This window comes from Leeuwenhoekiella palythoae, from assembly GCF_020310025.1.
In the GTDB taxonomy this organism is placed as follows: Bacteria; Bacteroidota; Bacteroidia; order Flavobacteriales; family Flavobacteriaceae; genus Leeuwenhoekiella; species Leeuwenhoekiella palythoae.
The window spans coordinates 3,394,701-3,419,657 of sequence record NZ_CP084318.1 but is presented as its reverse complement, the minus strand read 5'-3'; the positions used below and the strand labels follow the sequence as shown (position 1 = coordinate 3,419,657).

General features: G+C 39.4%; 19 protein-coding genes. 6 read left to right on the top strand and 13 right to left on the bottom strand.

Translation table 11 applies throughout. The features are described 5' to 3' along the window. Positions 1 to 64 precede the first annotated feature (64 nt). Positions 65 to 2,476, top strand: coding sequence for an alpha-ketoacid dehydrogenase subunit alpha/beta (locus tag LDL79_RS14595; protein WP_225598241.1), 2,412 nt, complete (start codon positions 65 to 67; stop codon positions 2,474 to 2,476). A gap of 3 nt (positions 2,477 to 2,479) precedes the next feature. Here LDL79_RS14595 and LDL79_RS14590 read toward each other — a convergent pair whose 3' ends face one another. From LDL79_RS14590 to LDL79_RS14555, 8 genes are all read right to left on the bottom strand, one after another. Continuing rightward, positions 2,480 to 4,018 (bottom strand): PH domain-containing protein, encoded by a 1,539-nt coding sequence (locus LDL79_RS14590; RefSeq protein WP_225598240.1) that lies wholly within the window; start codon positions 4,016 to 4,018, stop codon positions 2,480 to 2,482. Next, positions 4,011 to 4,529 (bottom strand): PH domain-containing protein, encoded by a 519-nt coding sequence (locus tag LDL79_RS14585; protein ID WP_225598239.1) that lies wholly within the window; start codon positions 4,527 to 4,529, stop codon positions 4,011 to 4,013. The genes LDL79_RS14590 and LDL79_RS14585 overlap by 8 nt, the downstream gene beginning before the upstream one ends. Positions 4,530 to 4,585: 56 nt before the next feature. Continuing rightward, positions 4,586 to 5,425 carry a 1,4-dihydroxy-2-naphthoyl-CoA synthase gene (locus LDL79_RS14580; RefSeq protein ID WP_225598238.1) on the bottom strand — a complete coding sequence of 280 codons (840 nt, stop codon included), beginning with the start codon at positions 5,423 to 5,425 and terminating at the stop codon, positions 4,586 to 4,588. Between the two features lie 67 nt (positions 5,426 to 5,492). After that, positions 5,493 to 6,335 carry a CvfB family protein gene (locus LDL79_RS14575; protein ID WP_225598237.1) on the bottom strand — a complete coding sequence of 281 codons (843 nt, stop codon included), beginning with the start codon at positions 6,333 to 6,335 and terminating at the stop codon, positions 5,493 to 5,495. A 144-nt stretch (positions 6,336 to 6,479) separates the two neighbouring features. Further along, entirely contained in the window at positions 6,480 to 6,821 is a 342-nt protein-coding gene (locus tag LDL79_RS14570) for a DUF2853 family protein (RefSeq protein ID WP_225598236.1), read from the bottom strand. A gap of 73 nt (positions 6,822 to 6,894) precedes the next feature. Next, positions 6,895 to 8,610 (bottom strand): 2-succinyl-5-enolpyruvyl-6-hydroxy-3-cyclohexene-1-carboxylic-acid synthase, encoded by a 1,716-nt coding sequence (gene menD, locus LDL79_RS14565; protein WP_225598235.1) that lies wholly within the window; start codon positions 8,608 to 8,610, stop codon positions 6,895 to 6,897. Between the two features lie 31 nt (positions 8,611 to 8,641). Then, positions 8,642 to 9,751: a chorismate-binding protein gene (locus LDL79_RS14560; protein ID WP_225598234.1), complete on the bottom strand. Its 1,110-nt coding sequence runs from the start codon at positions 9,749 to 9,751 to the stop codon at positions 8,642 to 8,644. A 2-nt stretch (positions 9,752 to 9,753) separates the two neighbouring features. Further along, on the bottom strand, positions 9,754 to 10,179 hold the full coding sequence (locus LDL79_RS14555; RefSeq protein WP_225598233.1) for a PaaI family thioesterase: 426 nt from the start codon (positions 10,177 to 10,179) through the stop codon (positions 9,754 to 9,756). A gap of 202 nt (positions 10,180 to 10,381) precedes the next feature. Between LDL79_RS14555 and LDL79_RS14550 the strand changes: the two genes are divergently transcribed. Beyond that, positions 10,382 to 11,041, top strand: coding sequence for an alpha/beta hydrolase (locus tag LDL79_RS14550; RefSeq protein WP_225598232.1), 660 nt, complete (start codon positions 10,382 to 10,384; stop codon positions 11,039 to 11,041). A 563-nt stretch (positions 11,042 to 11,604) separates the two neighbouring features. Beyond that, complete coding sequence (locus tag LDL79_RS14545; protein ID WP_225598231.1) at positions 11,605 to 12,330, top strand: leucine-rich repeat domain-containing protein; 726 nt, start codon at positions 11,605 to 11,607, stop codon at positions 12,328 to 12,330. Between the two features lie 346 nt (positions 12,331 to 12,676). Here the strand turns inward: LDL79_RS14545 and LDL79_RS14540 are convergent, their stop codons facing one another. Further along, positions 12,677 to 13,693, bottom strand: a complete 1,017-nt coding sequence (locus LDL79_RS14540; protein WP_225598230.1) for a hypothetical protein — start codon at positions 13,691 to 13,693, stop codon at positions 12,677 to 12,679. Positions 13,694 to 13,879: 186 nt separating this feature from the next. Between LDL79_RS14540 and LDL79_RS14535 the strand changes: the two genes are divergently transcribed. Then, positions 13,880 to 14,380, top strand: a complete 501-nt coding sequence (locus LDL79_RS14535; RefSeq protein WP_225598229.1) for an OmpH/Skp family outer membrane protein — start codon at positions 13,880 to 13,882, stop codon at positions 14,378 to 14,380. Between the two features lie 173 nt (positions 14,381 to 14,553). On the opposite strand, the gene dnaK is transcribed toward LDL79_RS14535, so the two are convergent. Next, the gene (gene dnaK / locus LDL79_RS14530; RefSeq protein ID WP_072979363.1) at positions 14,554 to 16,470 is read right to left on the bottom strand and encodes a molecular chaperone DnaK; all 1,917 of its coding nucleotides are present in this window, start codon (positions 16,468 to 16,470) and stop codon (positions 14,554 to 14,556) included. A gap of 163 nt (positions 16,471 to 16,633) precedes the next feature. Beyond that, the gene (locus LDL79_RS14525; protein WP_225598228.1) at positions 16,634 to 18,253 is read right to left on the bottom strand and encodes a dihydroxyacetone kinase subunit DhaK; all 1,620 of its coding nucleotides are present in this window, start codon (positions 18,251 to 18,253) and stop codon (positions 16,634 to 16,636) included. Positions 18,254 to 18,570: 317 nt separating this feature from the next. On the opposite strand from LDL79_RS14525, the gene LDL79_RS14520 reads away from it, so the two are divergent. Continuing rightward, a complete protein-coding gene (locus LDL79_RS14520; protein WP_225598227.1) occupies positions 18,571 to 20,004 on the top strand; it encodes an L-serine ammonia-lyase in 1,434 nt (477 codons plus the stop codon). Here the strand turns inward: LDL79_RS14520 and LDL79_RS14515 are convergent. After that, positions 20,001 to 23,267 carry an ankyrin repeat domain-containing protein gene (locus LDL79_RS14515; protein ID WP_225598226.1) on the bottom strand — a complete coding sequence of 1,089 codons (3,267 nt, stop codon included), beginning with the start codon at positions 23,265 to 23,267 and terminating at the stop codon, positions 20,001 to 20,003. The genes LDL79_RS14520 and LDL79_RS14515 overlap by 4 nt on opposite strands. A 284-nt stretch (positions 23,268 to 23,551) precedes the next feature. After that, positions 23,552 to 24,001, bottom strand: a complete 450-nt coding sequence (locus LDL79_RS14510; protein ID WP_225598225.1) for a nuclear transport factor 2 family protein — start codon at positions 23,999 to 24,001, stop codon at positions 23,552 to 23,554. Between the two features lie 134 nt (positions 24,002 to 24,135). Between LDL79_RS14510 and panB the strand changes: the two genes are divergently transcribed. Beyond that, on the top strand, positions 24,136 to 24,954 hold the full coding sequence (gene panB, locus LDL79_RS14505; protein WP_009780553.1) for a 3-methyl-2-oxobutanoate hydroxymethyltransferase: 819 nt from the start codon (positions 24,136 to 24,138) through the stop codon (positions 24,952 to 24,954). Positions 24,955 to 24,957 lie beyond the last annotated feature (3 nt).

The window sequence follows — 24,957 nt, the reverse complement described above, 5'->3', positions numbered from 1 at the left end:
AAGAAATTATTGAATTGTGTATAACGTGAAATTTCCGTACTTTTACACAAACTGATTAAAAATTATGCACACGCAATCTGAGCCTACTTCTGAAATTTCATTTGATGATTTTAAAGCCACAGTCCTTAATGACTATAGAATTGCAGTCACCAGCCGTGAATGCAGTTTATTAGGTCGTAGAGAGGTATTAACCGGGAAAGCAAAATTTGGAATTTTCGGTGATGGTAAAGAAGTCCCTCAGTTAGCGATGGCTAAAGCCTTTAAAAAAGGAGATTGGCGCTCGGGGTATTACCGCGATCAAACCTTTATGATGGCCATTGATCACTTTACCATCGAAAACTTTTTTGCCGGTCTATACGCCCATACAAGTCTTGAAAATGACCCTATGAGTGCCGGGAAACAAATGGGTGGTCATTTTGGTACGCATAGTTTAGATGAAAACGGTAAGCTAAAAAATCTTTTAGAACAATATAACTCTAGTGCAGATATCTCGCCTACCGCCGGTCAGATGCCGCGCTTATTAGGTCTTGCGCAAGCTTCAAAATTGTTTAGACAAGTTCCTGAAATGAACACAGACGGACTTTCTAACGAAGGTAATGAAGTCGCTTGGGGAACTATTGGTAATGCCAGTACTTCTGAGGGGATGTTTTTTGAAACCATCAATGCCGCAGGAGTATTGCAAATCCCGATGGTTACAGCAATTTGGGATGATGACTACGGAATTTCAGTACACGCGAAACATCAGACTACCAAAGAAAATATTTCTGAGATCCTGAGCGGTTTTCAGCGTAATGAAGAAGAAAATGGCTTTGAGATCATTCGCGTTAAAGGTTGGGATTATCCCGCACTTATAGATGCTTTTGAACAAGCCGGAAAAATAGCGCGCGAACAACACGTTCCTGTACTTTTACACGTCACCGAACTTACTCAGCCACAAGGGCACTCTACTTCTGGTTCGCACGAGCGTTATAAAAGTAAAGATCGTTTGCAATGGGAAAAAGAACACGATTGTAATACTAAGATGCGTGAGTGGATGATCAACAACCAGATCGCCACTGATGAAGAACTTTCTGATTTAGAAAAAGACATCAAGCGCAAAGTGCGCGAAGGAAAACGCAAAGCTTGGGAATCTTTCTTAAATCCGATTAAGGCAGAAAAAAAGACGGTTGTAAGCTTGATAGATACTATCATTTCTGAAAGTGAAAACGGTCAATTTATTAAAGGGATCAAACAAGCTTTAGTTGATGAGAAAGATCCGCTGAAGTCTGATGTACTGATCGCTGCGCGAAAAACATTACGTTTTGTAGCCCAAGAACAAAGTGAAGCGATCTCGGCATTAAAAGATTGGGTGACTAAATTTATCGCTAAAGAACAGCCTAATTACAGCAGTCACGTGTTTAGTGAATTTGACTCTAAAGCGACAAATATTGCTGAAGAACTTCCGCAATATGCTGATGATGCAAAAACGGTAGATGCGCGCATTATATTGCGAGATAATTTTGATGCGCTATTCAGCAAATACCCTAACAGTGTTGTATTTGGTGAAGATACCGGTACCATTGGGGATGTTAATCAAGGTTTAGAAGGACTTCAAGATAAATATGGCGAATTACGTGTTGCTGATGCGGGAATTCGCGAAACAACGATCATTGGTCAAGGAATAGGTTTAGCCTTGCGCGGCTTACGCCCTATTGCCGAAATTCAGTATTTAGATTATATACTTTATGCGATGGCAACCTTGAGTGATGATTTGGCCACGTTGCGCTATAGAACTCACGGTAAACAAACGGCTCCATTGATCGTAAGAACACGTGGACATCGTCTAGAAGGGATCTGGCATAGTGGATCTCAGATGGGAGCACTTTTAGGTTTACTTCGCGGAGTATATATTTTAACACCGCGCAATATGACCAAAGCGGCCGGTTTTTATAACACTTTAATGCAAAGTGATGAACCTGCGGTGATTGTAGAATGTCTTAACGGATATCGATTAAAAGAAAAGCTACCTACTAACTTGGCGGAATTTAAAACACCAATAGGTAAGGTTGAAGTATTACGAGAAGGAACAGATATTACTGTGCTTTCTTATGGTAGTACTCTCCGATTGGTAGAGCTTGCTGCTAAGGACCTACAAGCTGTCAATATAAGTGTTGAAGTGATCGATGCGCAATCTTTACTTCCTTTTGATTTGAATCACGATACGGTAAAAAGTATTGCAAAAACAAACCGAATCTTGGTCGTAGATGAAGATATGCCCGGTGGAGCTTCGGCCTATTTACTGCAGCATATTTTAGATGAGCAAAAGGCATTTAGACATCTGGATAGCGCGCCACAAACTCTCGCTGCACGACCACACAGACCGGCTTATGGTACTGACGGGGATTATTTCTCTAAGCCTTCCGCAGAAGATATTTTTGAGAAAATATATGAGATAATGCACGAGGTAAATCCTAATGCATATCCGCAAATCAGATAAGAGTTACATCCAGGCTTCTCGCGAAACTTCAACGCGATACAGCGCATAGTTAATGTATCGCTGTGCTTCAGCACTCGTTACCGGAAAAGATAAATCACCGCCTGCGGTATGAAACGTGTAATTATAAAGATTACGCTTTTTATACCACACCGGTTGACTAACGGTTACAGATTGTAGCTTGAACAATTCTATAATTTCAGTTTTCTGATTCCATACGCCTTTCCGAAGAATTACAAATTCAGGTGTAATTTCGAGCGCCAGGGCCTTGTACCAATAATACTGATACGGAATGATTAGCATCCCAAAAATGATAAAGAGAATGCTGAGAATTTCGGTCATATAATTAGGAACCAAAAATGAAGCGACAAGGGCCGTCAAAAGAAGCGGCAAACCTGCTATGATGAGCAAACGCACATATAAAATGAATGCCGGTTTAAATATACGGCCGGGACGCATTTGATGACTGAACAAAAAGCGTTTTACTTTTTCTACTTGAGCTCGCTCCAACCCCGGAATCGTAATTTTAGCTTTATTGAGATCATCCTGACTACTAGCAATTGCGATTTGTGCCTCGTTGAGATTCAACCTTTTTTGAATAGGATTAGTAACCACGCGCATCAATTGCACTCTTCGCGGTTTTAAACTGACCTTAGTATTGGTTTTAAGACCCATTGCCAATTCTAAGCTTTCTTTGGTCTGTTTAAGATTGAGATCAAAATATTTGATAAAAATCTCAATACAGGAGATGAGCATTCCTAAAATAAAAACGCCGACAAATACTAAGGCGGTAAGTAGAAAAAGTTCAATAGGCTTACTGTAAGCGTCAAAATAGCCCTTTATTCCTTCTGTATATTGATCATCTTGCAGCAACTCAAAATCTCCCAATTGTTGGTATAAAGACCCCACAAAAAATAGAATGAGCCAAACCCCTCTAAAATAATTACTGGTGATGCCCAACTTCAATAAGGCTAGAGGACTTAATCGGTGCGTCCAGAGTGCTTCTGGCTGTTTGCTAGCAGTATTCTCAGGTTGTGATTCATTTGGTTCACTAGCTTCAGAAGTACCGATTTCTTCCTTTACAGCCTGCATCAGTATCTGCTGCAACTCCTTACCATCTTCATCAGACAAGGCTTTAATATCAATTTCCTGAGCGCTGCTTCCTGCGGAATCCACCACAACACTATTTACGCCGATCACGCGCTGCAATAAAGAACGCTTAAAATAAACCTGCTGGATCTTAGAAAATGGTATCGAAGTAACTTTTGTCGCAAATACGCCTTGCTCTAGAATGAATTCAGCATTCTTATAATCTATATAAAACCGAAACTTTTTATACGATAAAATGCTATATCCTAAAATGGCCAGAAGCAATACAACCAACCCTATACTTATGGGCAGTACAACTTCTGAAGGAAATCCTTTAATGAGAAAATAAAGAAATGCAGCACCAAAAGCACGCAAAAATTTATAAGCCTGGGATAAAAAAATGAAAAGAATCCCAAGCTTTGATTGTAATTGTGGAGTCTCAAACGGTTTAGACATCGGCTTCGGTTAGATGTTGAGCCACTTTATCTTTAAGGCGTGCCGCCATATCGGGATTTAATCCGGGGATATTGATATCACTTCCTGATCCACCAGCTGTAAAAATATTCAGATTAGCGATTTTGAAAGCCTTGTCTAAAACACCCGCAGAAGTTGAAATATGCTGAATTCTATTAAATGGAATAAGCGTAATCTTTTCAAAGATCACTCCGCGCCGAAATGCTATATCGTGTTCCCTCAGCGCATAGCCTATCTGTTTTTGCAATAAAAACTGATAACCTGCCATCAATAGAAACACTAGCGTAACTCCAATAAATAAAGCGGGAATTAAATACTTTACGTCAGAGACCGTACGCAAAAGTAGAATGCCAATGATCAAGACAATATAAAACAAACCTATAACGAGTAAGGCTTTATAAAGTCTAGCTTTTAAAGTGGGCGTATAAACTAGCTGTTGATGATCAGGTAAGGCATCTAGGTCTACTGGGGCATTTGTAAACTTATATTCCATTGAGAAGTTTTTGACTGCGTTCTTTTAAAAATACTAGAACGTGATCAATTTTTCTGCTATGGAATCCATTTTTTATCAAAATTGGGTTTTCTTTTTTCTAAAAATGCGTTTCTACCCTCTTTGGCCTCTTCGGTCATATATGCTAATCGTGTGGCTTCACCTGCAAAAACTTGCTGTCCAACCATTCCATCATCCGTTAGGTTCATAGCAAATTTGAGCATCTTTATTGATGTTGGTGATTTTGCTAAAATCTCTTGAGCCCACTCGTAAGCCGTTGCTTCTAATTCGTCATGCGGAATCACAGCATTGACCATTCCCATTTCAAAAGCCTCCTGTGCTGAGTAATTTCGACCTAAAAAGAAAATCTCACGCGCTTTTTTCTGCCCTACCATTTTAGCTAAATAAGCGGAGCCATAACCTCCGTCAAAACTAGTAACATCAGCATCTGTCTGTTTAAAAATCGCGTATTCTTTACTTGCCAAAGTAAGATCACAAACTACGTGTAAACTGTGCCCTCCTCCTACTGCCCAACCGGGAACCACTGCAATTACTGCTTTAGGCATAAAACGAATTAAACGCTGCACATCAAGAATATTCAGGCGATGATACCCATCTTCGCCTACATAGCCTTGATCGCCACGCGCCTTCTGATCACCCCCGCTACAAAAACTATACACACCATCTTTTGGCGACGGTCCTTCCGCAGAAAGCAATATCACACCTACTGACGTATCTTCTTGAGCGATGTGAAAAGCATCTAATAATTCTGACGTTGTTTTAGGTCTGAATGCGTTGCGTACTTCGGGCCTGTTGAAAGCGATACGGGCTACTCCGTTTGCTTTTTTAAACGTAATATCTTGATATTCTTTAACCGTTTCCCAGTGAGGTTCTTGCATAATATTTTACTATTTGTATGGACTTAGAGTTATAACGTTTAACCTTGATTTTGATTAAATACTAAGGTTAAGCGTCTTTGTTCGTCAACTCGATACCTTGATCTGTAATTTTAATTTGTCGGTCTTTATATAAGGCGCCGATCGCCTTCTTAAATAACTTTTTACTGATACCGAAGTACGCATTGATATCTTCTGGCGAACTCTTATCGTGTATGGGTAAACTACCCCCGTTTGCTTTGAGTTCGTCGTAAATAAACTGCGCATTAGGCTCAATACTCTTGTAGCCTTCAGGCTGAAGCAATACATCAATCTTTTTATCTTCTCGCACACGCTTAATGTATCCCGGAAGCCGGTCACCTACACGAATGTCTTCAAAAATAGTATCCTTATGAATCAAGCCTTGATGGCGCTCGTTAATAATCACATGCGCCCCGTGTTCTGAAAAGTGCGAGATGATCAAGTCAACTTTATCGTGCTTCTGAACAGTAACATCAGTATTATCTAAAAATTTATTGAATTTGGATGACCCCACTAACCTATTCGTACGCTCATCTAAATACATATAAACCAAATACCAATTACCTTCGTGCATAGGCGTCACTTGGTTAGAAAAAGGCACAAACAACTCTTTATCTAATCCCCAATCTACAAAAGCACCTATCTTAGTCAACGAAGTACATTCTAAATAGGCAAAACCATTTTTTTTAATATAGGGTTTAAGCGTGGTCGCTACCGGTCGCTCCTCATTATCGAGGTAAACAAAAACTTCAATCTCATCTTCTAAAGCGAAACCTTCTGGAGCATATTTACCGGGTAATAACACCTCATTTTCTTCTTCATCCCTCAAATATAAACCGGGACTTACGTCACGATCAATTATCATTTTATGGTATTCTCCCAGTTCAAGCATAGTTGTTTTTTAAGACTTCAAAAATAACAAAAATCGAAGGATTAATTTTAACGAAATGCACTCCTTTATACTTAAAATAAGCTCAGATCGAAGCATAAAAAAACCGCTTAATAGAAGCGGTTTCAATATTATTAGAAGTTGAGATTAACTGTAAACCTCTTCTTTACCAAAATGCTTTGTAAGTAAATAATACACAACAGCTCTATACTTGTTGCGATTTGATTTCCCGTAATCTTCTAAAACTTTATGTAATCCTTCCATCAAAGCCGGACCATCTTCAAGACCTAATTTTTTGATCAAGAAATTTTTCTTTACCGTTTCAAGTTCTGATTCGCTTCCGGCAGAAACCGTAGCAGAATCCTTATTGTAAATTGAAGGGCCACAACCAATAGTCACTTTAGTTAGCAGGTCCATATCCGCATCGTGTCCCATTTTTTCTTTTAGATCGCTCGCGTACTTTGCGATCATTTCATCTCTTTTACTCATAAGATATTCTGTTAATTAAGGTTTTAAATTTTAGCTCCTTAAATATACATAAAAATCGAAATTTCTTATCTATTTATCTCAAGTACTTAAAATATCCTAACAAAACCTGATCATTCTCGATACGCGGAGTTTTAATTTCAAGTAAGCACGGACGGTCGTTTTTGGCGTAAAAAGCGTCCTGAGCTTCAGCTAACTCACTTTCATTTTCAGCTGAAAAATAGGCTAACCCATACATCTTGCATAAATGCGAAGCATCTAAATTATGAACCGTTTCAAAATAGGTTTCAAAGGCTTGAGAAGTTTTATCCCCGGGTAAAATCCTAAAAATCCCACCCCCGGAATTATTGACGACAATGATCTTAAAATCTTTTGGGAGGTGTGCATTCCAAAGGGCATTGCTGTCATAGAAAAAACTAAGATCACCTGTAATAAGTGTTGTAGGCATAGCACTTCCCACAGCAGCACCTACCGCCGTAGATGTGCTGCCGTCAATACCACTGGTTCCACGATTACAAAAAACCTTTAGAGTTTTATCTATATCAAAAAGCTGCACATAGCGCACGGTTGAACTGTTGCCTAACTGCAATTGGCTGCCGGGACGCAGTCGAGAAAGAATGCGATCAAAAGCTTTAAAATCGCACCAACCCATATCTTGTATATATTCTTGATGTTTTAGATCTCGCTGAGTTCTTACCGCAAGCCACTCCTTCTGATAATCATTGGCAACAGTTGAAGTTTGTGGTGAAAATTGATTCCAGAAATAATTTACAGGAACCTTAAAATGTTTATTCAGACAGAAAAATGTGTCATACGCTTTTTTTGGGTCAATGTGCCAATGCTGATCAGGTTGATATTCTCTCAAAAAGGCCTTGATCTTCTTTGAGATGATCATTCCGCCGATGGTTACCAGTAATTCCGGCTGAAGGTTTTTAAATCCGTTATCGTCTAGCGAACCAATAATATTATCAATTCTTGTAAAAAAATTAGGATGGTGCAGATTGGAGGTAGTTTCGGTAAAAACCAGAACACTGGGATCTTCTCCTAGAGTATCAAGAAATTGCTGTTCAATCGTATTGGGTTGCAGCACGCCCACGATTACCAGTTTCCGCTTTGCGCTATTCCATTTTTTAATGAATGGTTGTAAATAGTCCTCCGTCAACTCCATCGATTTTACCGGTTCTTCCACAATTATTGGATTTACCAGTTTTTCTTCGGTGGTATTGTAAAGCGGCTCGTAAAAAGGTACATTAATATGTACCGGACCTTGACCGCTTAGCGCTTCGTTTAAAGCTTTATTGATCTCCTGCTGGTTATGCTTAGTGGCCTCCCGCTGTTTTTGAATGAGTTTGGGATCGGTCAACGTGCTATCTGGCACATATTCAGAATATAAGTTTGCCGAATACAAAATGTGATTCTCAAACACATTACGCTGCCTAATGGTTTGCCCATCGCCAATATCAATACGCTCAATTGGCCTATCTGCCGAAATTACCACCAAAGGAATATCGCTGTAAAAAGCCTCAGAAATCGCCGGGTAATAGTTTAAAACAGCGCTCCCTGACGAACAAACCAACGCCACGGGCTTTTGAATTTGTTGCGCAATTCCCAATGCAAAAAACGCTGCTGATCGCTCATCGACCACGCTATAGGTTTTCATTTCAGGATGATGCGTAAAGCCGATTGTTAACGGGGCATTTCGCGATCCTGGGGAGATTACAATGTGGTTGATTCCTTTTTCTAAACAAAGCAAAACCACAGATTGAGCGACGGGGATACTAGAATATTTCATTGGAATTCAAAAATACGACAAAGGCCAAATCTTAGAGAATACTGGCAATAGTTTGTGCTTTATTAACAGTTTCTTGCCACTCTTGCTTGGCGTCAGAGCCCGCGGTTATACCCCCGCCAACATAAAGCGATGCCATTTGAGGTTTAAATTGCATACACCTCAAATTCACATATAGTTCTGAAGTTTTCTTTACGGTTTTGTAGGCCAGATTCTCGACGTTTCTACGGGTTCGCCGTTTAGAATGATCCTGCAACTGATTGATCTCACCTAAGAAACCTGTGTAAAACCCACGATCATAACTTTCGTGCTCATTAATGAATGACTTGGCAAGATCACGTGGCAATCCACAAACCGCAGGTGTGGGATGCAATGCACTTAGCAAAGCTTTAAGTGGATTTTCAGTAGGTGCTAAATTCCCTGTAATTTTAGTTCGTAAGTGCAAAAGTCCACCGGCTCTGTACGTTTCCCTATCGTGAACTCTAAAGGACTTAAAGTCAAAGCCTGCTAGTTTACTCGCAATTTCATCGGTTACCATTTGCTGCTCTTCTTGCTCCTTTAAACCCCAAACGACATCTGTGGATCCAGAATAAGATTGAGTTCCCGCGAGTGCCATCGTTTCAAGACGTTGACCTTTTAATGCTAATAAAGTTTCCGGAGTTGCACCTAGCCACGTGCCTACCTCAGGATGATGCCATAAATAGGTAAATGCCGTTGGATATTTTTGATTGAGTCTAAAAAATAGCGGTACCGGCGATGAGGCTTCGATTGAAAGGTTTTGCTTTCGCGAAAGCACAACTTTCTTCAAATCTAAATTAATTATTGTTTCAATCGCTTTTTCAACTAATGCAATATGCTGATCAGCATCCTTGGTTTCAATAGTTTTTTCAACTGAATTGAATTCGACAGCAGCCCTTGAAACTATAATTTCGGTAGGCTTACCTTTAAAAAGAATTCCAGGCTGATTGCTATCAAACGGAGCAAACACAAAACCTTCTTCATCATAGGTCGAAGTGGTATGTAGCTTCTTATCCTCTTGAAAGATCACCTGAAGCGTAGCAGCACTCGGTTTGCTATAAATAACAAAAGGCAATTGCTTTTGAAAATGAGTTTCTAATTGCGATGCTAATTCTTCTTGAGACATTCTTACTTTTTTGGTAAAGCAATCGTGGTTAGCTTGACTAAGGAGATCAGGTCACCTGCAGTATTGGTAATCTTTATTTGCCAAAGTTGAGTGGTACGCCCCTTATGCAAATAGGTCGCTTTTGCAAACACATCACCTTCAGAAATACTTTTTACATGGTTTGCAGAAATCTCAATTCCTCTTATAAAAACTTTATCAACGTCAAGAAACATCATACTTGCTGCACTCCCTACACTTTCAGCCAGAGCGACTGATGCACCCCCGTGCAACACGCCATCCGGTTGATGCACTTTTGAAGTGACCGGCATTCTTGCGGTAAGAAAATCCTCACCAATATCAGTAAACTCTATCTGAAGCGTTTCCATCAATGTGTTTTTGCAAATTGCGTTGCAACGTTTAAGCGCTTCTACTTTATTATCTTGAAACATATCTATTCGTTTATCCTTCCTTTGCAGTACCTTAAGGAATACGTTTTATAAAAACTTGCTCAATGCTATAAAACAAGTAAAAAAAAACTAAAATTAAGCTCTTTACAAACCAGTATTTGCGCTTCTAAAACATATTCTATTAAGAACAATTATCCCTTAAACTTTTCTTACTTTCTCACTGAGTAAAGATACTTAAAGCAAAATGATGAACGAAGAAAAAAGCGTTAGCTACACCACAACAAACACCTACCAGACCTTGAATACTTTAAATGATCAAACCAAGAATATTTGGATTGTTTGTCACGGTCTGGGTCATTTGAGCAGTTTTTTTATAAAGCATTTTAAAAGTTTAGCTCCGGACACAAACTATATAATAGCGCCTCAAGCCCCAAGCAAATATTATCAGGATAAACGTTATAAATACATAGGTGCCTCGTGGTTAACTCGAGAAAATATTGAATTAGAGATTGAGAACCTGTTGAACTATTTAGATCAGGTATATAAGAAAGAACTGAGCAGCGTAGATCTCGATAAATATAATGTGGTATTGATGGGTTTCTCGCAAGGCGTTTCGGTAATAACCCGCTGGCTTGCGCGTAGAGAAATTCCTTGTGATGTTTTAATACTGCATTCGGGAAAAATACCTACTGATGTGAAGCATATTGCGAATCAACCTAAACGTGTCTTTTCTATTTATGGCAACGAAGATCCATTAATCAGTAAAGAAGCGTTACGCCAACAGCAGCAGTTAGCAAAGGCTTTAATTAACGCCTCTATGGAAGGTGTGATCTTTGATGGTTCTCATGAAGTACACGAAGCTAGCCTTCAGCAAATTGCTACTACAGTATTAAACAAGTTGTAATCAAATCTGCTTCATTCTAGATCAGCCAAGGCGACTTGATCAATGGGTTCCTTTAATATCTTAGTATTTAAAATATTACAACGCACTTTGCAAAATCTATTTTTGTGTATTTCAACGAATTAATTTGTTTTTAACGGAATTAAATCGCTATCTTAGAAGAAGATAACACAAAGAGTCCCTTACTCAATTCTGAAATTCGAGCTGGTATTATTTGTCGAGTTAGTTTGTTGTTTGTTTATATATTAGTTTTTAGTTGGTAGAGAGTCTGATATTAAATAATCAGACTCTTTTCATTTAGATAAACTACTATTAACAGCACAAAACCTTGAATTAAGTAAGAAATAACTTACTTCAATATGACTTATTCCTAGATTTTATCCATTAAAGCATCACGAAACCAGTTTGCAAACGACTAAGGAATTGTACAAAACAACTATTTTTTAATTGTACAAAACAACTATTTGGGTAAAATCGGTATTCAATCGTGTATTTCAACGAATATAATTGCATTTAAAGGTTAAACTACGCTATATTTACGTCGTTAAACCAATTAATCAACCCATATGAAATCAATTTTTACTCTTTTCGCAGTTGCATTTCTAAGCTTAACAGCTTTCGCAGAGGTTTCTAATACTCAGAAACAAGCTTTGATTGATTTATATAATGCCACTAACGGTTCTGAATGGAATACTACTTGGGATCTTAGCGCTGATGTTGCTACTTGGCACGGGGTACGTGTTGTAAATAACAACGTTGTTGGTCTTAACTTAAGCATGAATAACCTCAACGGTCAATTACCGGAGACTTTAGGAGATCTTGACAGTCTGGTGACTTTAGAGTTATTCTTCAATAGAATTCAAGGTGAGATTCCTGCTTCTATAGGAAATTTGAAAAATCTTAAAGTACTTGTTCTTAACGGAAATATGCTTGACGGTAAATTACCTAAGACTATTTACAACTTAACCAAGCTAGAGCAACTTATGTTGACCAGCAATAACTTAAGCGGAAGCATTTCAAATGAGGTAAGCAACCTTAAAAATCTAGAGATCTTAAATCTTTTCGATAATAACTTAAATGGAAACCTTCCTTTAGCAGTTTTAAAATTGGAAAATCTTAAAGAATTAAATCTATCAAACAATCAATTAGCAGGTACAGTACCAGCAGGTATTAAGAATATGAAAAATCTTAAGACTTTGGCACTTGCTGCTAATAATTTTGAAAACTATAATGAGGGTGTAGCATTTAATGAAGATTTAAATACTACAAATCCTTTAGCATCAAACGAATAATTTATTCCCCAAATCATAATAAATTAGTTTTAAGTTGGTAAAAGGTCTGTGCTTCGGTGCAGACCTTTTTGTTTGTATTTGCTCGCAAAGGATAAGGAGCTATCTTTAATATAGTAAGACAATGCTATTACAGGACTTTTATGTATCCCAATAGATCATAAATAATTCTTAGGGAATAGAACCTTAAACACACCAAATCATTCTTCAGCATAATAAGATTTTCGCTTCTCAAACGCTATGATACTTTATTCTGAAAGGTGTTCTGTAGTTATACTGAATACAGCGAATTACAATAACTAAGATTGTTTTAAAACCTATGCTACCCTAATTAGTATCGAAGATAAAATTAGTTTTGAGGAACTTGCATTCTTCTTGGCTTAACTACAAACGGCGTAAACCAGTCCCAAGTTAACCCAATTGAAAATCGCGGATAACTATCTACAAAGCGATAATTATAATCGTCAAAACCAAAGCTAAAGCGCGCCATAATTCCCAGATCTCCATCCCAGGGATAGAGAGTCGCACTAGTTTCTGATCTATACAATTCTGCTGAAGGGTGTACGTCAGGATGCAAAAAAACACGCTGCGTCAGGCTATAACGCATCTTTTTAAAATGTGCGGTAAATTCGTACCAAGCTTCGATTTGATGCCTGCCATAAATATTTATATCTTCTGGGTTATATCCACCAAATTGAAACACTCCCAAAAATCGATTGTGATAAATCTGATAAGCCATTGTAAAGGAGTGTGATTGTAAGGGGTAGTTATCCTTATCAAACGTATTGATGCGGTAGTTCAAAGATAGCCGTGTAAGGTTGGTAGAAAAATTACCGGAAGATCGATTTAAAATTTCAGAGAGATTGGTATCATCTGTAATATCATCGTAAAGTGCCCTACTCTCCGGAGTGTTATCTTCAAAATCTTCGCTAAAGGCAGATTTGCTTTGTCCGTTTGAGTAATGACCTGTTTCGATCGCAGCGGTAAGAAAATTATTATTTTCCGTTTTAATTATAGATTGCCATCCAATAAAAGCTTTATATGACGGCGTTTTAACCGGTTTTGAATTTTCATCATAAATACGCAGGTGCGGTTGAATACTCAAATAAACCGCATCACCTGCCACAATGGTATCTCTGTTAAGCGCTTCACGTATATCATTATAGATGCTATAATAAACCACAGGTTTGGCTTCAAGTAAAATACGTTCATACGGATTATTTCCGGTTCCTGCCGCTAAAAATGGACGTTCTGCAATAGGGAAATAGTCTTTGAAACCTTTAGCAGACTTACTGTTTTGTGCACTTAAGAGTTGAAATGATACTATGCTGAAAAAAATACTGAACTGAAGTAGACGTTGATTCATAAGCTTAGGGGTTAAATAACACGAACTTGTATCAAGTTAAAAGTTGTAAAATTGCAAAGAACCATTATATTACGGGTTCTGTTTAAGAATATTTTGAGTTTTGGCTCAAATATTGAAACACCGTGTACTGAACAGCGTCCTTAATACGCATAACTAGAATAAATGAACATCGTTAATTCCCCAAAAATGAAATTTAAACACCTCGCCTTCCTCCTAGCTTTTTTTATTGCAACTACACTTAGTGCACAAGGAACTGTTGCACATATCAATATGGAAGAAGTGATCAATCTAATGCCGCAAACCTCTGAAGCCGAGGCGGAGCTTAATCGCTTAAGACAAGCGTATCAACGCGATTTTGAGACTTCGTATAGAGAGTATCAGGCAAAGTTTGTGAAGTATGAGGATGAAGCTTCTACACTTTCTCCTGCGGAAAATGAAAAACGCAAAAGCGATCTCGAACTTATTGAACGCAATCTGGCGCAAACGCAACAGAATATTGAAAAACAAATCGCCGAAAAACGCAAACTATTATTTGAACCGGTAAAACAACAAGCTAGAGAGCTTGTGACTAAAGTAGCCGATAATCTTGGCTTTCTTTACGTATTAGATTCTTCTAAAGATGCTGGTCTTGTTATGGCAAAAGGAAAAGACCTAATGCCTGAGGTTAAGCGTACTTTAGGGATGTAAAAAGTATTTACCACGATAAGCAATTCTGCAGTTATTCTCAAAAAGCAGGTCCTTTACAGAGACAAGACTTAACAATTAGTGGCCGTAACATCAATAAAAAACCCCGATGCAAATGCATCGGGGTTTTAGTATTAAACAACCAAACTAGTTGGTTTCTCTCTAATTATGAAGGCTTATTTAACCTCTTCAAAATCTACGTCTTCTACGTCACTTCCAGAAGCTCCTTCAGCGTTACCACCGCCTGCTTGACCTGCATCAGGTCCAGGTTGTGCTCCACCTTGTGCCTCAGCTTGAGCTTTGTAGATTTCTTCAGAAGCAGACTTCCAGATCTCATTTAAGTTATCTAAAGCCGGCTGCACTTTTTCTACCTCACCAGTAGCATGCGCTTTTTTCAATTCTTCTAAAGCACCTTCGATTTTGGTCTTATTATCAGCAGATAATTTATCACCAGATTCTTTCAATAGTTTTTCAGTTTGGAAAACCATTTGATCTGCTTCATTCAATTTATCTACTTTCTCTTTAGCCTTTTTATCTGCTTCAGCATTTGCTTCAGCTTCAGACTTCATCTTTTGAATTTCTTCTTCTGTTAAACCTGAAGAAGCTTCAATTCTGATATCTTGTTTCTTACCAGTCGCCTTATCCTCTGCACTTACTTTGATGATACCGTTAGCATCAATATCAAACGTAACTTCAATTTGAGGAGTACCACGCTGTGCTGGTGGAATACCGTCTAAGTGGAAACGACCAATTGTTTTGTTGTCATTTGCCATAGGACGCTCACCTTGCAGTACGTGAATTTCAACACTTGGTTGATTATCAGCTGCAGTTGAGAATACCTGAGACTTCTTCGTTGGGATCGTAGTGTTTGCTTCGATCAACTTAGTCATCACACCACCCATAGTTTCAATACCTAAAGAAAGTGGTGTTACATCAAGTAACAATACATCTTTTACATCACCAGTTAATACACCACCTTGAATTGCTGCACCTACTGCTACAACCTCATCAGGGTTTACTCCTTTACTTGGCTTCTTGTTAAAGAATTTTTCAACAGCTTCTTGAACCGCTGGGATACGTGTAGAACCACCTACAAGAATGATCTCATCGATATCGCTTTTAGAAAGACCTGCTGCTTTAAGTGCAGACTCACAAGGCTCAATAGTTCTTTTCACTAGATCGTCAATCAACTGCTCAAACTTAGAACGGGTTAACGTACGCACCAAGTGTTTTGGTCCGCTTGCAGTAGCCGTTACGTAAGGCAAGTTAATTTCAGTTTGGTTTGAAGAAGAAAGCTCAATTTTTGCTTTTTCAGCAGCTTCTTTTAAACGTTGAAGTGCCATAGGATCCTTACGAAGATCCATATCTTCTTCAGCCTTAAATTCTTCAGCTAACCAGTTGATGATTTTGCTATCTACATCATCACCACCTAAGTGTGTATCACCATCAGTAGCAAGTACTTCAAATACACCATCACCTAATTCTAGAATAGAAACATCATGTGTACCACCACCAAAGTCAAATACAACAATTTTTTGATCACTGTCTTTTTTATCAAGACCGTAAGCAAGTGCTGCAGATGTTGGCTCGTTGATGATACGCTCTACTTTAAGACCTGCGATCTCACCAGCTTCTTTGGTTGCTTGACGCTGAGAATCGTTAAAGTAAGCAGGAACAGTAATTACAGCTCCGGTTACTTCTTGTCCTAAATAATCTTCAGCAGTTTTCTTCATTTTCTGAAGAATCATTGCTGAAAGTTCTTGTGGAGTATATAAACGACCGTCGATGTCTACACGTGGAGTATCGTTATCTCCTTTTACTACTTGGTAAGCAGAAGCATCAACCTCTTTAGAAGACTCGCTAAATTTATTCCCCATAAAACGCTTGATAGAAGAAATCGTTTTGGTTGGGTTAGTCACTGCTTGTCTTTTTGCAGGATCTCCTACTTTAATCTCTCCTCCTTCTACAAATGCTATTACAGAAGGAGTAGTTCTTTTACCCTCTGCATTAGGTATAACCACCGGCTCGTTACCTTCCATCACGGCAACACAAGAGTTAGTTGTACCTAAATCAATTCCTATGATTTTACTCATTATATATAATTTTAAGTGTTATTAAATTTTATTCAGCCTGTTAAAGTCAATCTTTATGCCAGTAGAAATTTGCTGACAAGCTGTCATAAATTTAAATTTCATCTTTTATAATTCAGACAACAACGCACAAAAGGTCGATGCTCTAGTGTCAATTTTGTAGGTTTTAAGCCAACTCTTCAAAGACACGTGCTGCAGCTTCGGCCCCGGGATCAGGAATTCCTTCTAAGGAATTTTCGGATAAATAAGAAGATCTACCAAATTTAGTCTGCGTTATTTCTTTTGTTTTATCAGCGCCATTTCGGGCTGCGCTAGCAGCTTCGGTAATGCTTTTGTCTTCAGCTAGTGCTTCAAAAGCAGGTCGCAACGCATCTATCATCGTTCGCTGCCCTTCTTCGGCTCCGCCAAACTCTTTCATTTTGTCAAGTCCTTCTAACAAAGACTTACCTAAATGTCGGGATTCTTTATATGCGTTTCCGGCTCTAGTGAATAAAATAGAAAGTAATACACCGCTTGAACCTCCGGTTTCCCGAGCTAAAATGCGGCCTATAGTAATAAGTAATTCCGAATAATCGGCTAGCGGAAGTTGATCTAGTACTTCTTGGAGCTTCTTTGCTCCTGTGGCAAAAGTTGATCCGGCATCACCATCCCCTACTTTTTCATCTATAGCATTGAGTTGATCTTTTGATTCAATCAGCATCGTAGTTATGGCACTAATAGCTTTGGAAACCTCACTATTGCTAGAAGCTTTATAAGGAAGCGTCTTAGGCAACTCCGGACTTTCAACCGAAGATTTTTCGGCGTACGTTCTGATCATCCAAGCTGCCGGCTGTACTTTTGCGGTTAGTGCTTCGGTAATCTCATCATCTAATTGCAGCACCGAAATTGAAACACCATTCATATTAAGTGAGGTCATCAACTGCGCCGGCCCAACCAAAAGTTTCACATGTTTAGCAAGCTCACTTTTACTAAAACTATTAAGCAGAATGCTCATCTCTAAAGGAGTGACACTTCCTAAATTATTAAGCAATAAGGCATACTCCTGCTTCTCATCAGGTAAAAATTGTGTTAGCTTCTTCAACATTTTCTCCACCAGCACATCTGCATTTTGCATACTAATCTTTTCAACGCCGGGTTCGCCGTGAATCCCGAGTCCTAATTCAGCCTCAGAATCTTCTAAACGCGAAGCTTCGGGATGTTCAAACTTTTTTCCTTCTTCTAAGGATAAACCTATAGACCACGTCTGGCTGGCTACTTTTTGAGCCATTGCAGCAACTTCTTCAAGATCTTTTCCGGCTTCTGCCAAATATCCTGCGACTTTATGCACAAATAGCGTTCCGGCAAGGCCACGCTGCTCCACATCTTCACCAAGTGCGATATCGTCGCCCACAATCACGGTTTCTACTTTATATCCCATTTCACGAGCTTGCTCTGCTGCCAGGCCAAAATTGAGTCGGTCGCCCGTATAATTCTTAATCACAAGCAAACAGCCTTGATCTCCGGTTGTAGCCACGATCGCAGATAACACCGCATCGACAGAAGGAGATGCAAAAATGTCGCCGCACACTGCAGCGGTAAGCATTCCCTCGCCTACAAATCCGGCGTGGGCCGGTTCGTGACCACTTCCACCTCCTGAGATCACAGATACTTTATTGGCATCAACCTCCTTTCTGAGCACGACCCGCACCTCAGGAAAATTATCAAGTTTAGTAAGTTTAGGGTCAGTCAATATCCCCTCGATCGCTTCATTGACGACATTTTGGGGTTCATTTATAAAAAATTTCATGAGTGTAATTTGAATAATTTGCAGCTTCAAATTACAATTTAGCGCAGCCTTACACTCTTAAAGCTTCCTTATAAAAATGTTTAAATTTCAATTGACGTAGTGTTCTACCTTGATCTACTGCAACCTAAGTTTTATCATTTACTCCTATTGATGCTCTAAATAAATTTGGTCAAACAATGACTTTCAATGCCGGTTAATTAATCCAATTTACCTTACCAAAACAATTGATTTTTCAACCTATGACAACGATGTAGCATCATCTAAAATCCTATATTTGGCGCCAAATAAAACCCTATAATTCGTCTTAAATATACCCTATGAAAAAAATCGAGAGCATTAGCGTCTTTGATATGCTTAAAATTGGCGTAGGTCCTTCTAGTTCGCATACGCTAGGGCCGTGGCGCGCTGCTCGCAGATGGATTAGTAAACTTAAGGATAAGGGTAAATTTGACAACGTTGAGCGCATTACCGTAGAGCTTTATGGTTCGCTTACGCTTACAGGAAAAGGGCACGCTACAGATATCGCCGTGTTGCTGGGTTTAGAAGGTCTTGACCCTCAAAAATTTCCTATTGAAGATATTAGCGGTGTTATTGAGCGTATTCGAAAAGAGAGGAAACTGAGCTTTAATAGCGAGCGTTTACTAGATTTTGATTCGGAAACTCAAATTATTTTCAACAAAAAATTTAAACCTTTTCACCCTAATGGTATCACGTTTAGAGCTCAGTTGAGTTCAGGCAAACGCACCACAGATACGTTCTATTCTATTGGCGGTGGTTTTGTCGTGCAAGAAGAACGCAAACGCTCTAAGATAAAACAAGAACAACTTAAAGGCTTTCCATACCCTATACAATCAGGAAAAGAATTATTAGCCTATTGTAAGGCCGAAAATCTAAAAATCTCTGAACTCGTTCTTGAGAATGAGAAATCCTTGAATACTGAGGAAGAGATCAATTTTAGACTGAAGGAGATCTGGAATGTAATGCTGGATTCTATGTACACCGGTTGCCACACCGAAGGTACATTACCGGGCGGACTCAATGTACGTCGTCGGGCATTTGATTCGCATAAAAACTTAATCGGTGACAGTAATTACACCAATGCCGAAGAATGGATCACTGCAATTCGCGGTACCGAGGTTAAGTTCAGGCAAATTCTCAAATGGGTTTCCTGCTTTGCGCTTGCTGTAAACGAAGTAAACGCCTCTTTAGGTCGGGTGGTCACTGCTCCCACAAATGGTAGCGCGGGTGTGATCCCGGCGGTGATGATGTATTATATGGTTATTGAGAATCACGATGCCAACTTTGAAGACATCAGACAATTTATGCTGGTAGCCGGTGAAATTGGTAGCTTATTTAAAAAAGGAGCTACTATTTCTGCCGCGATGGGAGGCTGTCAAGCTGAAATAGGAGTTTCAAGCGCAATGGCAGCCGGCGCCTTAACCGAATTAATGGGCGGCACACCGGAACAGGTTTTAATGGCAAGTGAGATCGCAATGGAACATCACTTAGGACTAACCTGTGATCCTATTGCAGGTTTGGTTCAAATTCCGTGTATAGAGCGTAATGCGATGGGTGCCATCAAGGCTATTAACGCTTGTGAAATGGCTTTAGACACAGATGCTCGCAATGCCAAAGTGCCACTGGATAAAGTTATTGAAACGATGTGGCAAACAGCAAAAGATATGAACTCTAAATACAAAGAAACCAGCGAAGGCGGTCTGGCGGTAAATGTGGCGCTCAGCGATTGCTAGCGGTAAAGACTCTCTTTTAATAACTGTCTGATGGATTTGTCTTCGGCGTAATCATAAACAGTTTGCCGTTTTATGGTTTGTGCTTCAACAAGCGCTCCATTGGAGAGTAGTTTTTTTATGATCTCTGTATTTTGATTTCCGCCTTTTACCGCCCAATGCAGTGGGGTCTCTCCTATTTTGTTTTTCGCATTAATATTCAACCCGTAGTCTAGTAAGTCCTCGATAAGCTGAATATCTTCTTTATCGCTTTTATACACTACATAATGTAAGAGCGTATTTCCTTCAAGATCCAGCACTTTGGGATCTAAACCGGCATCCAACAAAACGGGTACTGCTTCTTGAAAATCAGCACGCATTACTCTAAATAGATCTTGATCTTCGGTCACTGCTCCTTTGGCAATACTTAAGTTTAACATTTCAGCCTGCTTGGTTTCTAGAGCCGCTTTATATGCATAATCTGGATTAGAAACACGGTCGATCAAATGAGATACCACTTGAGGCATCCCGTTTTTAACTGCATTAAAAATCAAGGTATTTGTAAGTAAATTATCGGCAGCAAGCTCGATCAACTTTAAGGCTATTTCTTCACTCTTTGAGTCAACCGCCGCCCGCAGTGCTGCTGCGTCAGCCTGAGCTCCATAACTTAAATTTGTTTCTACCAGTTTTGCATCTTTCAGCGCAATAAGATCTAGCATAATCGCATCAGGGTCCATTTGACGGGTTTCGAGCAATACTTTGGCCAATTCAATATTCTGGCTTTTTGAAGCACTTTTTAAAAGATTTGGGTTTTCAACTACAGCTCCTTTTTCAATCAAATAGTGCGTGATACTGCTATTGCCTGATTGGATTGCCGCGTCAACCGCCAGTTGTGGATCTGCACGTTTTGAAATCAAAAACTCCACTAGCTCCTGATTTTCATTTTTGACGACTTCCGTGAGGTGTACATTGGGATCTACTTCAGCTTCCTTCTGCTGAAAAACATACTTTGCAAAATCAGTTTGGTTGTATTTAACCGCAACACGTAAGGCTGTTTTAGGATCTCCGTTAAAGCGATCTAGATTTTCCTTAAAAAGTGTAAAATCATTTTCCGCTGCAGCGTAATCAAAAGCAGGGGCTGCATTTGCACCGTGTTCAAGACTTAATCTAACCGCAGGCGTGTTCTTAAAAAGTATGGCTTGTTCTAGTGAAAAGTCTGTACGGTCTTCCTGATCTAACGCTTGACCTAAAATTACCAAATTACTATTGGTTATTGCTGTGGTAATCACTTTGTCTGAAAGTTGCGCCTCCCCTTGCTGCAAAAAATAAGAGAATAATAGAGTATCATCAGCTTGAGCAACAACCTCAAAAACCTGTGTAGATATTGTAGTGACCTTTTTAATCTGATCTACGAGCTTCGAACCTTCCGACTTTAAGGCTTCTTCTAAAATAGTGGCATTAGCCTCCGCTCCAAATTCAATAAACTGTTCGACGAGATCGGCATCTGCGTTAGTTACGGCGAGCGCCAGCATTTCGGTATCCGCAGTAAAATTAGTGATCCCATCACTCATCAGCGCTTTAACTGCTTTGTAGTCTTTGTTTCTAACGGCAAAAGCAATATCATTATTCACGGGTTTTGCCCCTTCTCGAAGCAGTGCATAAATCACCTCTGGAGCTTTGTAAGCAACTGCTTTAAAGATCATATTGTTCTTAGGTTTTGCGCCCCGTTCTAGTAATGTCAATGCCTTTTCTTTACTGAAATAATCCGCATCAAAAACCAGATCCAGATCACTGGTTGTAGGTTGCACGCCAAAATCAAAAATTGTATTCAGTACAGTTGCATCATCAAAATTCTGTACTGCTGCGGCAATAACGCCGTCCACTGCCCGGGATGCCCCGGCGAGGTATTTATCTACGATAGCTAGCGTATCTCCGCGTGCCGCAGCAGCGACCAATTCAGAGTCTAAAGCATAATTATAAGGATTTCCGGAAGCTACAATTGGCGTATGCTCTTTAAGTTGTTCTAAACTGTATTTGATGGTAAACACATCATTATCAATTGTAGTGATCTGAACTTCTTTAAATACAGGTTGTACCAGTGCTTCCTTAAAAGCCGTTCTGGCAGTCTCGGGTCCGCTAATAAATAAAGTGGTTCGGTTTTCACCTTTGACCAACTTTTTAGTATCATCCCAAATGCTGACGTAAGATCCCTTTAATTCTTCAGGCGAAATTGTAAAATCAAGAATCTTGTTAAGTGCAATTTCTTCATCTGTTAGCAATGTATTCAAGTCTATCCCCTGATACTCAATCAAAGGTTTGGTGTTCATAGGTTCCCCATTGGCATTAAAACTTCCAAAGAAAAGATCGCCAACATAATTGGTTCTTGAAGACTCTTCTGCCGTTCCCATACTGTTTTTTACAACAGAGATCGCTTTTTGCCGAAAGCGCAACGAATATTTCTGAAAGAATGAAGAACTATGCTCTTGCGCTTGCCAGTTTTTGACTCTGGATTCCACACGTGCAAGGGCAGTCTCGAGCAAAACTCTTTTTTCTGCTATATCATCAAGCTCCGGAAAATTTTGAGGAGTGAGTAGGGTCGTCAGCGGCTTATAGGTTGCTTCGATTATTTGAGCACTCTCGGGAGTTACGGTTTGCTCCCAGCGCTCGTCCCAGATCTCCTCAGAGTCACCACCTCGCGTAAAACGTTGTGGAGGACCTAACTGAATATAAGGATCTGTAAGTGTATCGCCACGTTGTTGCTCGCCGACTGCGATGAGTAATTTGGTTTTAAATTCTTTTTCTGAATAGGGAGAATTGACAAAGTCTTCAGACCGAATAATATTACGGGTTAGAAATAGACCACCGTAGGTTACGCGGGTGGTATAGTGCGTTCCAAACCAACTGAGGAAACCTTCGGCTGTCAAATCGCGACCAAGCCGGGCGACCGCATCTTTAAACTTTTCAGAAATCTGATTCTGCTGAAGTTCTTGCGCAAATAAGCTTTTTTTACGTAACGTATAGACATACAACAGCTGATCTTTTTTCTCAGCATCGGCAGTACTATTATACGCTTGTGAAAAATTTGCTGAAGCCACTAAATCTTCAGCATCTAGCCCCAGAATCTTTTGCTCAAAATCATAAGCGGTTTGCACAAACTCATAGCGCAACTCTGAAGCCTTCTCAACAGGAAGCACTGCACTCAACTTATTTTCAGTCTCCAAAACATTGAAAGGAACTGAGCGAATAACTGATTTACGCCCGGGATCAAGAGGATCCAAAAAACGCATATCAACGCCAAATCCTGGCGCTCGCAGCGTATCAATAGTTTGCTGCCCGAAACAAATCTGGAAACTAAATAGTACAAGAAAATAGAAGAAGTAACAGGAGCCCCTCACGGTTTATGAATTTAAAATTAATGCTACGAGGGGATTATTAAGGGAGTTTGAAGATAGTTAAATAACTGAAAAACACAAAGCTATTTATTCGATAATCGAGACTGAGATGTCGCAAGGCTCGTCCCGAATTCAATAGCAGTTATATAAAATAGCTTATGCGTTAACACAAAAGCAGATTACTTACAACCTTCTTGATGTCTGGTATCAACAATGTAAAAAATCTTCCAGGTATTGTCATCCCAGATCATCTGAAAATTATTGACTCCGCAGTGGCTTATTTCGTTGTTTATATAGAATTCATAGGGCGTCCATACGTTAGCCATCAGTGCATCAACACGTACTTTATAATCCAGAATGCGTTCTTCAAAATTTACGGTATCAGGAATCCCGGCGATCGATTGTAAAAAGGAATCAAAACTGCTAGTTGAAAGTTTTACCGAGCCTGATTTAGACCTCCCAATAGATTGCATTTTAATCGAATCATAAACCAATTCTTTCATAGCTAAAGTATCTTGCTGATGAAATGCATTAAAAAATGCAATTACCACCTCTTTAGCCTGCTCCGGCTCTTGAGCTTTTACACAGCTAAATGAAATAATAAAAACGAGCGTAATAATTCTTTTCAAAGTGATGGTTTTTAGTAGCGGTTTGACAGTTAAAATACTAATGCATTAACACCCTTGCTTTTATATTCAAAGCTTTCTTTATGGGGCAAAACGTGAGTAATTTACTACTTTTACGCGCATTTAAAAATTGTGCTATGTCAGCAGCAAAAAAAGAATACAAAAGAATCACGGTTAAATCTTTAACCGAAATGAAAAGTCAAGGCGAAAAAATCGCAATGCTTACTGCATATGACTATACTACAGCTAAAATTCTAGACCGTGCCGGTATCGATGTAATTTTAGTTGGCGACTCTGCCTCTAACGTTATGGCAGGTCACGAGACCACGCTACCGATCACTTTAGATCAAATGATTTACCACGCATCATCGGTAATTCGTGCAATAAAACGTTCGCTTGTGGTAGTAGATCTCCCCTTCGGAACCTATCAAAGTGACCCTAAAGAAGCACTTCGCTCTGCAATTCGCATTATGAAAGAAAGCGGCGGTCACGCATTAAAATTAGAAGGTGGAAAAGAAATTAAAGAGTCTATCAAACGTATTCTACACGCTGGAATTCCGGTGATGGGACATTTGGGGTTAACGCCACAGTCTATTTATAAATTTGGTACGTACACCGTACGCGCTAAAGAAGAAGCTGAAGCACAGAAGCTTAAAGAAGATGCATTACTTCTAGAAAAATTAGGCTGCTTTGCGGTGGTTTTAGAAAAAGTACCGAGCAAATTAGCTAAAGAAGTAGCCGAAAGTCTTACTATTCCTGTCATTGGTATCGGCGCCGGTAATGGTGTTGACGGTCAAGTTTTGGTAATGCACGATATGCTGGGAATGAGTAAAGAATTCAGTCCTCGCTTTTTACGCAGATATTTAGACCTGCACACCTTGATGACCGGTGCATTTGAGCAGTATATTACTGATGTAAAGGCTGTTGATTTTCCTTCTGAAGATGAGCAATACTAAGTC